The organism is Wolbachia endosymbiont of Ctenocephalides felis wCfeJ (assembly GCF_012277315.1).
Classification (GTDB): Bacteria; Pseudomonadota; Alphaproteobacteria; order Rickettsiales; family Anaplasmataceae; genus Wolbachia.
Map to the genome: position 1 here is coordinate 752,477 of NZ_CP051157.1, position 14,599 is coordinate 767,075.

A 14,599-nucleotide genomic window follows, 5' to 3' on the forward strand; every position below is an offset into this window, starting at 1 on the left:
TTTTCCATAGGAGGTCGTATGACTAAAGAAACGCAACAACTTCAAAAACCTACATTTGTCAAACCTGTGTTTACAAAACCGACAATCACTCCGCTATTTTTTGATAAAAAAGCGAATAGAGAAATTGATATCACCGGTGATGTCAACACTGCAGAGATCGATGAAAGGACGATGGTAAATGTTGTTAGATTTAAAGCTTTTTATGATAGTTTAATAAACAACATCAACGAATACAACAACAGTATAAGTTCTAGTATTGAAAATGGCGTAATAAATCCACTATCAGCAACTATAGATAGTATAGGTGCGGAAACAAAGGAAATAATGGATAAAATCAAAGAAATTGAGGGAAATATGCCATACTACTCACCAACAGAAGAGATACTATAGGTGTAAACTTAGGTGATTTTAGACAACATGTACTAAGTGAAAAAGCAATAGTCCCGCTTTTCTGTCATTCCAGCGCGTGACGCTGGAATCCAGGAGAGTTTGCTTGTAAATAAGCAAACTAATTTTGTGAATATAGAAAGTAGCTAATCTTAATTTAAAACACAACGTTTTGATGATTATGGAAAGGCTGGATCCCAGTGTCGGGGCACTGGGATGACAAGAAGAGGGCACTAGGATGAAAAGAGAAGGCTAACTTAGATGACACAAGGAACTAGTGTCGACTACTTGGATGATACCCTTCTTTATATCTTCACTAACGCATTATGTCGAGATGGCAATCCAGAAGGGCATTTTTGCACATTCCATATGGCTTCCAGTTGCATTTCTCACATGCGTAGTCAAATTTCTCTAAAGACATTTTCTCTCTAATTCTTTCTATCGCTTCGTTCCAGGTCAAAGTCTCTCCGATTTTTATCCCTAAAACTACCATATGCCTTCTATCTAGCTCTAAAACCTTAGCTTGTGTGGTACATTCACCTTGCCTGGTCTGATTTGGGCAAGCGCTGCAGATACTATCAAGATCACCAACTACCTTAATTTGAGTATTGGGATCAGTAATTACTTTACTTACTACCTTTCTATAGTTTTTTATAAAGCTCTGAGAATACCCATACCCCCGAAAAGCGAGAGTGCACATGAAATGATGAGGGCGGAACCTTATCATTTTTTCAAGTATTGTAAAGCCGCTACGAGTAGGAAAATCTTCACCAAACCAGGTAGAATAAATGGTAGAACACCAGCTACTATTGCCTGTTTCAAACCCACATGGATAGCAAGCCAACTGACACCACATATAAAAATCGTAGCTGTACCAGCCAAGCAACTTAAAGAATTGCGCATAAGTGATACACACTTAGAGCTTAACGATTCATTTACTTTGCCCATCACTATCACAGCAGCTAAAAAGCCGATTAAATATCCACCTACTGGCCTGATAAAAACGTTATAGCCACCAAGAAAATCCGCAAAAATGGGGAGTCCTGCTGCACCAAGTAATAAATATGTAAGCACAGAGTAAAATGCTGTCCCGCGGTTAAATTTAAGCCCAATAAGCATCACTCCCAAACTTTGTAGTGTAATAGGCACAGGCTGCAGCGGTATACTTATTTGAGCCGTTAGAAACAAGAGTAAGACGCAAGAGAGAATTTCAACTAATGTTGACTTGTTGATAGATCGTGCTGTAAACATACCACTCCAAAATAAAATATATTTATAGTATTATATTTATGGAATTTCGCAATTTAAATTTACTGTGCTACAATAAATTAATTTATATACCTAAATAAAAATGATAAATAAACAAGATCTATTGGCATTAATGAAAGCAAGACATAGCGGGCGTTTATACGATCCGAATAAAGTAATAAATCAGGCAGAAATCAATATGCTGATAGAAGCAGCAAGGTTTTCTCCTTCATGTTTTGGTGACGAACCTTGGAGGTATGTTATATGTAACAAGCAAAATAACCAAAGTTCATGGGAAAGATTACTGAGTTGTCTTGATGAGTCTAACCAAAAATGGGCAAAAAATGCACAAGTTCTAATTATATCATTAAGTGCTAAAAATTTTCGAAAGCTGGATAAAGGAAAAAATTTCTGGGCTAAGCATGATACTGGCGCAGCAAATTATGCGCTTATGTTGCAGGCTGCATCTATGAACTTAATGGCACATCAAATGGGTGGATTTGATAAGGATAAAATAATAGAAAAATTCAACATACCTGATGATTTTAATGTAATGTCAGTGGTAGCAGTTGGTTACGAAGAAGAGGGTGCTGAAGTTAAGGAAAAGAAAAGAAGGCCAATAGAAGAAATATTTTTTTATGACGAATGGCCGAAGCCCTGAGAAAAATGCATGGCACTGGTAACAACTTTGTTATCATAGACTCACGTTTAACAAACGATTTAGACTGGAACTATAGACAAATTGCTGATCAAAACGGCTGCGATCAGGTGATAATTATGACAAGGTCTGATGTTGCGGACTGTTTCATGCACATCTACAATGCTAACGGTAGCCAAGCTGAAATGTGCGGAAATGCAGCACGTTGCGTTGGATATTTGATAATGTCAGAAAAAAGCACTGAGTATGCAACTATCGAGTTAATAAACGAGCGCATTTTAGAGTGCTTCAAGATGGATGATAGGTCCATAAAGGTCAATATGGGCAAACCACTGTTTAGATGGCATGAAATTCCTCTATCCATTGAATGTAACACTCTTTGCTTACCTATAGAGGTTGGAATGCTAAAAGATCCAGTTGCAGTAAATATTGGCAATCCTCACATAGTCTTTTTTGTTGATAACATAAGCGAGATACCGTTGCAAAACTTAGGACCAAGATTGGAAAATCACATATTGTTTCCCAAGAGAGTGAATGTTAGCATTGCACAAATTGAAAAATCTAGAGAAATAGCTTTAAGAGTTTGGGAAAGAGGTACAGGTATTACTGCTTCATGTGGTAGCGCAGCTTGCGCAGCATTTGTTGCGTCCGTACTTCGTAAGTATTTGGCTACCCAACAAGCTTTGGTGAACTTGCCAGGAGGTAAGTTGTTAATCGAGTGGTCGGATAATATATTTATGACTGGTGAGGTAGGATTTTTATAACTCTAGGCCAGGCACTGATGCATTACTTCCAATACTTTTTTACCAATTACCGCAGGGGTTTCAGCAATTACAATTCCGGCGCTCTGCATAACTTCTAGTTTTGCACCAGCACTGCCACCGCTGGAAGAAATGATCGCTCCGGCATGTCCCATACGTCTTCCTGGAGGTGCTGTTTGACCAGCTACAAATCCCACAATTGGTTTTTTAGTTTTTTCTGTCTTCACAAAATGTGATACATCCTCTTCTTCGTTTCCACCTATTTCACCAATGACTACAATACCATGAGTATCATCATCTTTTAAAAACAGTTCCATACAGTCAACAAACGTCATGCCATGAACGGGATCTCCTCCAATTCCTATGCACGTTGATTGACCAAGGCCAACAGCAGTTGTTTGTGCTACTGCTTCATAAGTCAAAGTTCCAGAACGTGACATAATTCCTATATGTCCGCGCTTGTGAATATGCCCTGGCATAATTCCTATTTTACATTCTTCAGGTGTGATAACTCCCGGACAGTTTGGACCAATTAATCGACTTTTTGAACCTATGAGTGCACGTTTAACTTTCACCATATCAAGTATAGGAATGCCCTCTGTAATACAAACTATCAACTCTATTTTTGCGTCTATTGCTTCGAGTATTGCATCAGCAGCAAACTTAGCAGGTACATATATCACCGTGGCATTCGCATCAGTTTTTTCTTTAGCTTCTGCTACAGTATTAAAGACCGGTAAATTAAGGTGAGAGCTTCCGCCCTTGCCAGGAGTTACACCACCAACCATTTTTGTTCCGTAGCTAATTGCTTGCTCTGAGTGGAATGTACCCTGCGCGCCAGTAAGACCCTGGCATATTAATCTTGTATCTTTGCTTACTAAAATGGACATGCTTTATTTTACCTCTTTTACTATTTTCTGTGCAGCTTCATCAAGTTCATCTGCAGCAATAATATTTAATCCTGACTCTTCTAAGATTCTCTTTCCTTCCTCAAAATTAGTACCTGATAACCTAACTACTAAAGGGACTTTTATACTCATTTCTTTTGCAGCCTCAACGATACCACTTGCAATGATATCGCAGCGCATTATACCACCAAATATGTTAACTAAAATCCCCTTTACGTTACGATCAGACAATATAATCTTAAACGCTTCAGTAACAGTCTCTTTACTTGCTCCACCGCCAACATCCAAAAAGTTAGCAGGTTCTGCTCCGTAGTATTTTATTATATCCATTGTTGCCATAGCAAGACCCGCACCGTTTACCATGCAACCAATGCTACCATCCATTTTTATATAACTGAGCCCATGCTTTGAGGCTTCTATTTCTTCCTTTACTTCTTCGTCATAATCGCGGAGTTCTACAATTTCCGGATGACGGTATAGAGCGTTGTCGTCAAAATTAATTTTAGCATCAAGCGCAATAAAATCTCCAGAATTTGTTTCAACCAGTGGGTTAATCTCAATTTGACTTGCATCCGTTGCAATAAATGCATCATATATATTCTTTGCAACATTTACTATTTTTTCTATTTGTTCTGGGCTCAAATTAAAACTGTTGCTTAACTTGCTGCTATCAAAACTGGTAAAACCAGCATCAGGATCAACACTGAGCTTTACAATTTTTGCAGGAAAATTTTTTGCAACTTCCTCAATATCCATTCCACCTTCTGAAGAAAATATGAATGTTGGCCTGCTGAGCTTGGGATCAACTACTAAACTTAAATAATACTCTTTCTTAATATTTGAACCCTCTTCAATGTATACTCTTCTTACTTGCTGCCCACTTGGTCCTGTTTGGTGAGTTACTAAAGTCATACCTAGCATATTCTTTGCAAGTTGCTGAGCTTCTTCAGTTGACTTTGCCAGCTTTACACCACCAGCTTTGCCTCTTCCGCCTGCATGAATCTGAGCTTTAACCACAAATACATCAGACTTCAGTTGATTTATTTGAGTTTCTACTCCTTCTGCAGATGTAGTAACAAAACCTCTTGGTACTGGAACATTGAATTTGTGTAAAATCTCTTTTGCTTGATATTCGTGAATATTCATAAAACAACCAATATTAAAAATTACCAACCATAACGCTGTCTTCTACTCTCTTGCTGGCGCTTCTTTTTTTTAGCTTCAGCTTTCTTTTTAGCCCTTTTTTCTGATTTCTTTTCATGGTACTGCTTTTTCATTTTTACCCCTCTTCCTTCTTTTTGAATTGTTTTTTTCAATACTGGAAAAGCTCTATCTACATCACCATAATGAACCGATACTTCAATCAAACTCTATACCTCCTTCGGTAATTATCTCAAAAATCTACTTATAAATTAGAAAATTAACATTGTCAATTATTTTATAAACTCAAGCGCTAAGTTACAATATGACTGAAATGCTAAACTTTGGCTGTTCAAAGTACCAAAATCTTTCAATTTGCTATGTGATAAAGCCACTTCACGCTCTGGATAATAGCACTGTATCAGTTGAAATTTTCATTGCTAACAGTACTTTTTTCTTGATGACTTTGTTGCTTATACATAGCTTCAAAATCTATAGGATCCAGCATGAGCGGAGGAAAACCACCACTGCTTGTAACTCTTGCAATTATTTCTCTTGCAAAAGGGAAAAGAAAAGTAGGTCCACCAATAAATAAAGCCTGCCTTATCTCTTCTGCATTTAGCTCTGCAGAGTTTTCTATTGAAAAAATACCACAATATTTCGTTTCGCAAATGAAAGCAATGCCATCTTTTATGTTCTCATCTTTTACCGTTGCTTTGGCTTCTATATGCAAAGTAATTTCATGGAAAGATTTTCCTTCATCATTGTCTTCTTTATCTTCGGTTCCTTCCAGTTTTACTGAGTTAATATTAACCATTACATTAATACTGGGAGCTTCTTTTGAAGAAAGAAATGGTGAATTCGGATTTTCGAACGATAGGTCTTTAACATATTGACCATGGATTTTCATTTTTTGCTGTGACATTTGGTACGTCTCCATAATTAAGTTGAAGTATTTAACACTTTCTTTTACAATATAACTACTTATAAATGAATAGCAAACCTAAATTATAGATTGGTATAGGATAGGCCATTTTCATTAATAATTAATAATGTTCAGATACTTTATATGCTAAGGAGTTGAGTTACTATGATAGAGCTTGTGATATACGCTTTATTGGCGGCATTCGTTTTCTCACGGTTATACAATTCTTTAGGAAGATCACCGAACCTAAATTTAAGAAAACTGACCAGTGTACTTGATACAAGCCAAAGCAATGAAGATGTAGTAGAAAACATTGAGGATTACATCGATGGCAACGACAAAAATTCAATAAAAGCTACTTACGAGCAAATATTACAAAAAAATAAAGATTTCTCCATTTCCCATTTCATGGAAGGCTCAAGTATAGCTTTCGAGTTAATAATAAAGTACTTTAACCAAGGAAATCTGTCACAGTTAAAACCTCTCTTGGATAAAGACTTGTATAACAACTTTGTAGAGAAAATAAGGCACCGTAAGGAGGTACATGAATCTATAATTGTTTCTATTGTTTCACAAAAGATTTTAGAAATAAAACTAGTGAAAAATGTAGTGTTTATTGCAGTATATTTCCTTTCAGAGCAAATTAACTTTGTTAAAAACGATAAGGGAGATATTATATCAGGCAGCACATCCACAATCAATAAAGTTGAGGACATGTGGCAATTCAAAAAAAATATTACCTCATCAAATCCAAGCTGGTTGCTTACTTCTATAAACTATAAAAAGGTAGATGATGGCAAAATGAGCGTAAAATATGAATAGCTCTGTTTAATATGGAAAATAAATTACGCGAAATAGCACTTGATACTGAAACTACTGGTCTCGATGTCGGATCTGGTCACCGGATTATTGAAATAGGGTGTGTGGAATTGATTAACCGCATTCCAACAGGCAAAGTGTTTCATCGGTACCTCAATCCAGAAAGGGGTATACCTTATCACTCATTTAAGATTCACGGCATTAGTGAAGAATTTTTAGAAGATAAACCATTATTTTCAGACGTTGCTCTTGAATTTCTTGACTTTATATCTAACGATATTTTGATAATTCATAATGCTGAATTTGATGTTAAGTTTCTTAATATGGAATTGGGCAAATTGGGTGCTGGGTTAATCTCTTCAGACAGAGTGTTGGACACATTACCACTTGCGAGAAAAAAGTTTGCGGGGTCGCCTGCATCTTTAAGTGCATTATGTAAGCGTTTTGATATATCGCTAGAGGGTAGAGAACTGCACGGAGCGCTAGTTGATGCGCAGTTACTTGCAAAAGTTTATGTTGAGCTCACAGGAGGATTACAAACTTTCCTGTTTGATAATCAGTGTGAACAGGATAATAACTCCGCATTTATTCAGTACAAAGTACGTAACTTAGCCTGTAGGGGACACTCACCAAGCAATGAAGAGGTTAATGAGCATAGAAAACTCCTGGATAAAATTAATAATCCACTTTGGAAGAAATTGATTGAATGGGTTAACAAATGAAGATAAAATTTAATTTTACTAGGTGCTCTCTAAAATGCTGAAGTTTGTAAGGTTATTGTCTAGTGTAATAATAACATTAGCAGCAATTTTTCTTGGGTATTGTTATTTTAGTAAAAAAGGCATATTTGCTCCAGCAGTAGTTCACAATGCGGAGGTTAAAATAGGAGGAGATTTTGTTCTGACTAACCAAGATAATCAGATCATACACAGTAATGATTTTAAAGATAAGTATATGATGATTTTCTTTGGGTTTTCTTCATGCAAAAAGATTTGTCCTATGAATCTTGGTATAATTTCAGAAACACTTGCAAAGCTAGATGAAAAAACCAGTGAGAGGCTACAAACATTTTTCATAACGGTTGATCCTGAACGCGATAGCACGGAAAAACTCAAAGAATTTCAGCAGCAATTTGACCATAGAATACAAATGTTAACTGGTGAAAGAGAGAAAATTGATGAAGTAATTGCAAATTATAAAGTATATGCAAGCAAAGTCGGTGGAGAAGAGGAAATTAATCACTCTTCAATAATATATCTTATTGGCCCTGGAGGAAAATACATTACACACTTTGCAGCCGATCTAAATTCGGATGAAAGTCAATCCGATAAGATTGCAACCGAGATCAAGAAATATTTAAATGGGCTATAGATTTTCTGTTTAGGTTGTACACTGTAGTAATTTCTAAAACGAATGATGAACATCCGTTGTGGTGTTACTAACTAAAAGTTGTAGGTTGTATCATTTAAGATTGCAATTCCTATTAATAAGCTTACCTTTCCAGAAAAAATTCTTACTTTATATGTTTACCGATGGTATATTTAAAAGCAGTAGATAATGTAGGAATGCATTAGTAGAAGCACACAGAAATTTGCTAAATGGAAAAAGGCAAAAGAATCCTGTGTTAGTGCGTAAAGTTTGTTATCTAATGTTAAAAACCATAGGTGCCTTTTGGTTTTTTTATATGTATTAACGCTTAAGCCTATGAAAAGCTTAGCTAATAGTGCTGGACGTAATGTCCTCCTTTAAACAAAGAATTCAGAAAAAGTGCAGGGATGTATGTGCACCTACAAGCCCTTTGCTGGTATAAACACACTTTTTACTGAATTTTCTTTGATGAAAAGCCTGCAGAAAAAGGTAAATTTTGAGCTCTAAAAATATCTCTAATTATAATCAAGTTTAAAAAAATGGAAGTAATTTTTTCTATAAATTAGAAAAAAAATTTGTCTATTTTTATATAAGGTCTAGTGTGAAAATTTTAGTATCTTAGTCTTGAGCTCTAATGTCTTACGTGGTGAAAGATACAAGTAGTTTATATATACTGCAACAGATATCTATCGTTTATTTTAGAAGTTACCATAAACTGAAAATAATTTACATTAAAGACTAGAAGTGAAAATTCATTTACCAATATAGAGTTGTCTTGGCCTACAAATTTTAGTTTCTTTATCGTTCATCATTTCATACCACTGAGCAACCCAGCCGGTAGTTCTTGCAAGTGCAAAAATAGGTGTAAACATATTCGAAGGAATGCCAATGGCGTTCATTATTATGCCTGAGTAAAAATCAACGTTTGGATATAACTTACGTACAATGAAATATTCATCCTTTAAAGCTATTTTTTCAAGTTTTTTTGCAATCTTTAGCAGCTCATTGCTCTGTTCTAGTTTATCTAAAACTTTATCACAGATGTCTTTCAATATGCGTGCACGTGGATCATAATTTTTGTAAACACGATGTCCAAATCCCATCAATTTAAAAGGATCTTTATCATCCTTAGCTTTTTCAATGAATTTATCTACATCTCCACTTTGTTTTATCTCATTTAACATATTTATAACTGCCTCGTTAGCTCCACCGTGTGCTGGTCCCCAGAGTGTAGCAACTCCTGCAGATAAGCTTGCTAACAAGTTAGAACCGGCTGACCCTACTAATCTGACGGCTGTTGTAGAAGCATTTTGCTCATGGTCAGCATGAAGAGTAAATATTTTATCCAAAGCTCTTGCGAAAAGAGTGCTCTTATTGCTATCAAAAGCATTGCCAAACATCATCCTTAAGAAATTTTCACTATAGCTCAATTTATTGTCAGTACGTGTGAATTCCTGATTGTTTACATGTCTATATATCATTGCAATAATTGCAGGAACTTGTGCTATTGCAGAAATCCCAAAATTCAGATCTTCACTATTGATATTATTGCCATGTTTCTCATGGTATAATGCCGACAAGCTTGCGAAGCATGCAATCAAAATTGACATAGGATGAGCAGTTTTTGGAAATGCTTTAATTACGTTTACAACCTGTTCCGATACTTTGGATAATTCCCCTATTTTGAAAAAAAAGTTTCTTTGTTGCTCTGAATTAGGCAATTCACCATAGAGTAATAGATAAATTACATCATTAAAATTATTACCCTCCGCTAAATCAGCTATGTCATGTCCCCTATACTTAAGGATTCCCTCATCTCCATCAATAAATGTGATTGCAGAAGACCATGAAGCTGTGGAAACAAACCCAGGATCATAAGTAAATAACCCTGTCTCTTTGTACAAGTCCTTAATATTTAACACATCAGGACCCATTGTTCCATTTAATATGGGTAGCTCAACCTTTAATCCATCACTTAATTCTAGTAACGCTTTGTTATCAATCATGTAAGCTACTTAAATTCATACAAAGCATACAAACTTGGAAAAGCCCTGTTAACTTTAGACTAACCATCTAAGCAGTCATCAATGCTTTTACTTGTGCATTTAAGCGACTTATTTTTCGTGCAGCAGTATTTTTGTGAATAACACCTTTACTTACACACTTGTGTAAATTAGATTCGGCATTTCGAAATGCTAGAACAACATTTTCTTTATCACCAGACTTAATCATATCAACCAATTTCCTAATAGCAGTGCGAGTTTTACTTTTGCGCATTTTATTTATCAAAGTTCGTTTTGCTATTACCTTTATCATTTTTTTAGCACTCTTATGATTTGCCATACATCAATACCTAAAACACTGTACCATTTCCCCATTATAGAATTTTTTCACTCATTTGCAATACCAGTTTTTTCCATTGCTAATTTACTACTTTTTTCTTCGATAGTTTTCTCTAAATTCTTTAAGAATTCATCCTTGCTCAACCCAGGATATATTGGAGGTAGTATTTCTATTATTGCCTTTCCAGAATTTTTCCTCATGGAAAGCATGCTCTTTGGCCAAAATAAACCTGTATTTAAAGCAACTGGTAATACAGGAACAGATAATACGCTATATAAAGCAGCAACACCTGGTTGGTATTTCGTTTTTTGTCCTGCGACTGTTCTAGTACCTTCAGGAAATATGATTATATTCCTGTTTTCTTTTATACGTATCTTAGCTAGCTTAACAATATAGCGTATAGAGCTAACACCATCCAAGCGGTTAATAAAAATCATCCTAAGTGCCATGAGGTGCAAACCAATAAATGGAATCCACTTCAGTTCACGTTTTAAAATAAAAACTGCATTTCTAAATAAAAGTACAAAAATAAATGTTTCAAAAGGAGATTGGTGTTTAGAGGCTATTATAAAGGGTTGCTTTGGAATGTTTTCCGTTCCTCTAATTTCATATTCAACACCGCATAATAAACGAAGCATAAGTAATACAACCTTTACTGAGGAGGCAAGGAAAATAGTTACTATATGTGCGGGAAAGAAGAGTATAGGAAGAGTAACTAAGGTATAAAGTACTTCCCACAATATAAAAAAGAAATTAAATAACAAACCTAAACCACAAACTCAGATGAATTTATTTGAGTTTAACTCTGTTACAAATTAAAAACAATAAGTTTAACTATTGATTACTTGAGTAATAGGGTGCGAATCAACTAATTTGTCCTTCAATTTCTTATTAGCAATGTGAGTATATATTTGCGTCGTAGAAAGGTTAGTATGACCAAGAACTCTCTGTATCAGGACAATACTTGCTCCACTATCTAGTAGATGAGTAGCAAAAGAATGTCTAATTACATGTGGAGAGATTTTGCCTTCATCGATATTACATTTTCTTGCCAATTCCTTAATTAATTGACCAATTCTTTGCCTTGTGATTGGCTTATCAGGCCTATTACCTGGGAATAACCAATCGGACTCTTTCCCTTCAGGAATTAGGTTGCCACGAACTGATAAATAATTTTTAAGACTTTGTAGTGCTTGCTCATTAAAAAGGATTTGCCTTTCTTTACCACTTTTTCCCCTTATGATTATATAACATCCTTTGTCATTACTGTTTACTAAATGCAACACCTCACATAACTTCATATTAATCAGTTCAGAAATACGCATACCAGAAGAGTAAAGGATGTCTAAAATGGCGCATAGTCTTCTATTGTTTATTTCTTTGTTTGATTCGCTTGCTAATTTTCTGACTGTCTCTATTAACAAAAGCATTTCTTCAGCACTCAAATATTTTGGTAGAGGACGAGAAACTTTTGGATTTTTTAATTCATCATCATTAGATGGAGCAGGATTGAAATCTATTATTCCATCATTAAAGAGGCACTTATAAAAATTTTTCACAGCAGATATTTTTCTTGATACAGAACTACTTTTATATTTCTTTTGTGCATTTAAAAATTTCACATAATCTTTAATATTAGTTTTGCTCGCACTAACTAAAGTAACACCACTTTTCAATAAAAAATCTTCAAGTTGATATAAATCCGAACGGTAACTTTCTAAAGTATTTTGCGTAGCAGACCTTTCTGACACCAAGGTATCTATATAATATGTTATATAAAGGTTTTCTTTTTTGTTCTGTAACTGATTACTTTTCATTATTAACTCCTATATTTATTTCTTTGACTACAGTTTGGTTGGGAATATTACTTGTGCTTCTTATGAAAAAATATGAGATAAATAAAATACTTACCAATATTATAATAAGTACAATAAATTTTCGTCTTAATTTTTTCTTTAGATTTGACCTTACTTTTACCATGGTTAAATTATAACATTAAATTCACAGAAAGTCCTCTACAAACTACTATAATATCCTACTTCTTAGTCGTATCTAATTATATCTATTATAATATAATGGTTTTCTATAGAACTAACACAACCAAGAGGTAACTCATGTATTAGTATCACAGATGTTAAGAAATTCTTAACATCTACACAATCGCTTTTGTAAAAGAGGGAATCACGTGGTATCTTTTCTTAACAAAGTGTTGATAAAAGGAATGGTGATATTCGATCCCATAGATTCATTATCTATTTTCTCTATAATTTTATTAACACTGCAAAAAGAACGTTCTATTCTTGCCAAGATATAATCAATCACTCTTAAATTAACCCGTAACTGTTTATCTGAAAATCGTTTTATCAACATAATTCGTAATAATTCTTCACTTGCAGGTGGGATCTTTACGTTGGTAGTTGATAATATGCGAGAACTTAAATCTTTTAACCTAAAATTAAGCCTTTTTGGTGAAGTTGAAGAAGTAATTAGCAATCTCTTGTCATTTTCTCTCATGTAGTTGTAACAATGTAATAACATTGCTTCGTCTTGAATATTTTGTATGTCTTCTAGAATAAAAGCGTCGCTATATCTCATCTCACTTACAAAATTGTTCACATTGATAAAAATAGCGTTGTTTACCGATTGCCAAATGTGAGTAAGATGAGTTTTACCAGAACCTTTGGGTCCAAAAAGAATCAAACATTTCCAAAACGGATCACCAATTACTGAGTTGTATACATGCTTATTTTCATCTAAAACAATAAAATTTTGCTGACAATAATCAATCTGATTATTGTTAAATAAGTTCAACTGCACGTTTGCATCCCTGACAGTGATTTTTATGTTAAAAATTACCTGTTCTTCGCGAGGTACTTTGTGGTCTACCCTTCATAACTAGTTATACAAAAAAACTTACTAGCCCCTCTTATAAAACTCACTCTGAAGATATGCATCGACTGCATATCTTACTGATACATTAAAAACTGCTATTATTGGAATAAAAAGCAGTACACCTGTTAATCCAAAATATGAAGCACATGTAGCCATTCCAAGAATAATTACAGCCGGATGTATATGAACCTTCTTTCCTATTAACAAAGGAACCAGTATGTTTGCATCTATTAACTGCCCAGCACCAAACAATAGTAAAACAGCAGCGCTTTCAAACCACCCGCTAAATTGAGCAATAGCGCTTAAAAACCCAATGGTAGTATATATTAATGGTCCTATATAAGGTATAAACGTTAACATTCCTGATAAAATTCCGATAGCAACAGAATGTTTCAATCCAATTATACCAAGGCCTACAGAGTAAAAGATCATCATAACAACGCATACATTTACCTGCCCTTTTAGATAATTAGATACGACGAAATCTACTTTTGAAAAATAATCTGTAACCTTTTCTCTATATGGAACAGGAATTAACTCACTAACTTTTGCTATAATCAGAGGCCAATCACGCAATACGTAGAAAAATATTACTGGAGTGATTACCACTAATGATACTGTATGAATTAAGCTAAAGCTCGAGCTCAGCACCTGAATTATAAAGTCACCAGTAATATCAAAAGCATTTATGAAATAAGATATGTAATCGCTGTAGTTTTCTGCTAGGTTTTTAGATAAGTGGTCAAACAAACCATCTCCTGTTTTTATATTAAAAAACTCCAGTACAGATGGAATAATCTTAAGGTTTAATGAAGGTGCTTTACTGACTAAAAAATTCAATATCGAAGTAATTTGAACATATATTACAGGTAAAATAAATGTAATAGCCAATACAAAAACCATCAGCAGCGCAAGTATTATAAAAATTACAGAGTATAGGCGCGGTATTTTATGCTTTTCAAAATTTACTACCAGTGGATTAAATAAGTATGCAACAATTATAGACATCAAACATGGAAAAATCATTGGGCGCACTAAGAATAATGTGCCAACTATAACAAGTAGTATAAGACAAACTGTTACATGACGTTTTTGCATGCTTTTAGCATAGTCAATTTATTAAATAAAATACATAGTTTATTTTGCTTAC

Annotated in this window: 18 protein-coding genes; 6 read left to right on the plus strand and 12 right to left on the minus strand. The window is 34.5% G+C overall.

The genetic code is table 11. From position 1 onward, the window contains the following. Positions 1-18 precede the first annotated feature (18 nt). Positions 19-390 (plus strand): DUF3387 domain-containing protein, encoded by a 372-nt coding sequence (locus HF196_RS03640; protein ID WP_168455854.1) that lies wholly within the window; start codon positions 19-21, stop codon positions 388-390. Positions 391-703: 313 nt separating this feature from the next. Here the strand turns inward: HF196_RS03640 and HF196_RS03645 are convergent, their stop codons facing one another. Both HF196_RS03645 and HF196_RS03650 read right to left on the minus strand, forming a co-directional pair. Then, positions 704-1,114: a DUF1284 domain-containing protein gene (locus HF196_RS03645; RefSeq protein ID WP_168455855.1), complete on the minus strand. Its 411-nt coding sequence runs from the start codon at positions 1,112-1,114 to the stop codon at positions 704-706. After that, on the minus strand, positions 1,111-1,638 hold the full coding sequence (locus tag HF196_RS03650) for a biotin transporter BioY (protein WP_168455856.1): 528 nt from the start codon (positions 1,636-1,638) through the stop codon (positions 1,111-1,113). The genes HF196_RS03645 and HF196_RS03650 overlap by 4 nt, the downstream gene beginning before the upstream one ends. Before the next feature lie 100 nt (positions 1,639-1,738). Here HF196_RS03650 and HF196_RS03655 point away from each other — a divergent pair, with 100 nt between their 5' ends. Both HF196_RS03655 and dapF read left to right on the plus strand, forming a co-directional pair. Beyond that, positions 1,739-2,296: a nitroreductase family protein gene (locus HF196_RS03655; protein ID WP_168455857.1), complete on the plus strand. Its 558-nt coding sequence runs from the start codon at positions 1,739-1,741 to the stop codon at positions 2,294-2,296. Beyond that, on the plus strand, positions 2,281-3,057 hold the full coding sequence (gene dapF / locus HF196_RS03660) for a diaminopimelate epimerase (RefSeq protein ID WP_168455858.1): 777 nt from the start codon (positions 2,281-2,283) through the stop codon (positions 3,055-3,057). Before HF196_RS03655 ends, dapF begins: the two co-directional genes overlap by 16 nt. A gap of 2 nt (positions 3,058-3,059) precedes the next feature. Here the strand turns inward: dapF and sucD are convergent, their stop codons facing one another. From sucD to secB, 4 genes are all read right to left on the minus strand, one after another. Beyond that, positions 3,060-3,944, minus strand: a complete 885-nt coding sequence (gene sucD, locus HF196_RS03665; RefSeq protein ID WP_168455859.1) for a succinate--CoA ligase subunit alpha — start codon at positions 3,942-3,944, stop codon at positions 3,060-3,062. A gap of 3 nt (positions 3,945-3,947) precedes the next feature. Further along, positions 3,948-5,108: an ADP-forming succinate--CoA ligase subunit beta gene (gene sucC, locus HF196_RS03670; protein WP_168455860.1), complete on the minus strand. Its 1,161-nt coding sequence runs from the start codon at positions 5,106-5,108 to the stop codon at positions 3,948-3,950. A 20-nt stretch (positions 5,109-5,128) separates the two neighbouring features. Next, entirely contained in the window at positions 5,129-5,329 is a 201-nt protein-coding gene (gene rpsU, locus HF196_RS03675; RefSeq protein ID WP_168455861.1) for a 30S ribosomal protein S21, read from the minus strand. A 194-nt stretch (positions 5,330-5,523) separates the two neighbouring features. Then, positions 5,524-6,027 (minus strand): protein-export chaperone SecB, encoded by a 504-nt coding sequence (gene secB, locus HF196_RS03680; RefSeq protein ID WP_168455862.1) that lies wholly within the window; start codon positions 6,025-6,027, stop codon positions 5,524-5,526. Between the two features lie 165 nt (positions 6,028-6,192). Here secB and HF196_RS03685 point away from each other — a divergent pair, with 165 nt between their 5' ends. From HF196_RS03685 to HF196_RS03695, 3 genes are read left to right on the plus strand one after another with little or no spacing between them, the layout of a single operon-like run. Then, the gene (locus HF196_RS03685) at positions 6,193-6,849 is read left to right on the plus strand and encodes a Tim44/TimA family putative adaptor protein (protein WP_168455863.1); all 657 of its coding nucleotides are present in this window, start codon (positions 6,193-6,195) and stop codon (positions 6,847-6,849) included. 11 nt (positions 6,850-6,860) lie between these two features. After that, positions 6,861-7,568 carry a DNA polymerase III subunit epsilon gene (gene dnaQ / locus HF196_RS03690; RefSeq protein ID WP_168455864.1) on the plus strand — a complete coding sequence of 236 codons (708 nt, stop codon included), beginning with the start codon at positions 6,861-6,863 and terminating at the stop codon, positions 7,566-7,568. A gap of 34 nt (positions 7,569-7,602) precedes the next feature. Beyond that, a complete protein-coding gene (locus HF196_RS03695; protein ID WP_168455865.1) occupies positions 7,603-8,217 on the plus strand; it encodes an SCO family protein in 615 nt (204 codons plus the stop codon). Positions 8,218-8,966: 749 nt separating this feature from the next. Here HF196_RS03695 and HF196_RS03700 read toward each other — a convergent pair. From HF196_RS03700 to HF196_RS03725, 6 genes are all read right to left on the minus strand, one after another. Further along, the gene (locus HF196_RS03700; RefSeq protein WP_168456284.1) at positions 8,967-10,217 is read right to left on the minus strand and encodes a citrate synthase; all 1,251 of its coding nucleotides are present in this window, start codon (positions 10,215-10,217) and stop codon (positions 8,967-8,969) included. 70 nt (positions 10,218-10,287) lie between these two features. Continuing rightward, positions 10,288-10,557: a 30S ribosomal protein S20 gene (gene rpsT / locus HF196_RS03705; protein WP_168455866.1), complete on the minus strand. Its 270-nt coding sequence runs from the start codon at positions 10,555-10,557 to the stop codon at positions 10,288-10,290. Positions 10,558-10,604: 47 nt separating this feature from the next. Further along, on the minus strand, positions 10,605-11,195 hold the full coding sequence (locus tag HF196_RS03710; protein ID WP_174855512.1) for a lysophospholipid acyltransferase family protein: 591 nt from the start codon (positions 11,193-11,195) through the stop codon (positions 10,605-10,607). A gap of 192 nt (positions 11,196-11,387) precedes the next feature. Next, positions 11,388-12,374: a tyrosine-type recombinase/integrase gene (locus tag HF196_RS03715; RefSeq protein ID WP_168455868.1), complete on the minus strand. Its 987-nt coding sequence runs from the start codon at positions 12,372-12,374 to the stop codon at positions 11,388-11,390. A gap of 364 nt (positions 12,375-12,738) precedes the next feature. Then, entirely contained in the window at positions 12,739-13,374 is a 636-nt protein-coding gene (locus HF196_RS03720; RefSeq protein ID WP_168455869.1) for a DnaA ATPase domain-containing protein, read from the minus strand. A 99-nt stretch (positions 13,375-13,473) separates the two neighbouring features. After that, positions 13,474-14,547 carry an AI-2E family transporter gene (locus tag HF196_RS03725; RefSeq protein WP_168455870.1) on the minus strand — a complete coding sequence of 358 codons (1,074 nt, stop codon included), beginning with the start codon at positions 14,545-14,547 and terminating at the stop codon, positions 13,474-13,476. Positions 14,548-14,599: the final 52 nt, after the last annotated feature.

Coding starts and splice junctions, on each gene's coding strand:
- HF196_RS03640 (WP_168455854.1), top strand. CDS start 19: ATGACTAAAGAAACGCAACAACTTCAAAAACCTACATTTGTCAAACCT.
- HF196_RS03645 (WP_168455855.1), bottom strand. CDS start 1,114: ATGATAAGGTTCCGCCCTCATCATTTCATGTGCACTCTCGCTTTTCGG.
- HF196_RS03650 (WP_168455856.1), bottom strand. CDS start 1,638: ATGTTTACAGCACGATCTATCAACAAGTCAACATTAGTTGAAATTCTC.
- HF196_RS03655 (WP_168455857.1), top strand. CDS start 1,739: ATGATAAATAAACAAGATCTATTGGCATTAATGAAAGCAAGACATAGC.
- dapF (WP_168455858.1), top strand. CDS start 2,281: ATGGCCGAAGCCCTGAGAAAAATGCATGGCACTGGTAACAACTTTGTT.
- sucD (WP_168455859.1), bottom strand. CDS start 3,944: ATGTCCATTTTAGTAAGCAAAGATACAAGATTAATATGCCAGGGTCTT.
- sucC (WP_168455860.1), bottom strand. CDS start 5,108: ATGAATATTCACGAATATCAAGCAAAAGAGATTTTACACAAATTCAAT.
- secB (WP_168455862.1), bottom strand. CDS start 6,027: ATGTCACAGCAAAAAATGAAAATCCATGGTCAATATGTTAAAGACCTA.
- HF196_RS03685 (WP_168455863.1), top strand. CDS start 6,193: ATGATAGAGCTTGTGATATACGCTTTATTGGCGGCATTCGTTTTCTCA.
- dnaQ (WP_168455864.1), top strand. CDS start 6,861: ATGGAAAATAAATTACGCGAAATAGCACTTGATACTGAAACTACTGGT.
- HF196_RS03695 (WP_168455865.1), top strand. CDS start 7,603: ATGCTGAAGTTTGTAAGGTTATTGTCTAGTGTAATAATAACATTAGCA.
- rpsT (WP_168455866.1), bottom strand. CDS start 10,557: ATGGCAAATCATAAGAGTGCTAAAAAAATGATAAAGGTAATAGCAAAA.
- HF196_RS03710 (WP_174855512.1), bottom strand. CDS start 11,195: ATGCTTCGTTTATTATGCGGTGTTGAATATGAAATTAGAGGAACGGAA.
- HF196_RS03715 (WP_168455868.1), bottom strand. CDS start 12,374: ATGAAAAGTAATCAGTTACAGAACAAAAAAGAAAACCTTTATATAACA.
- HF196_RS03725 (WP_168455870.1), bottom strand. CDS start 14,547: ATGCAAAAACGTCATGTAACAGTTTGTCTTATACTACTTGTTATAGTT.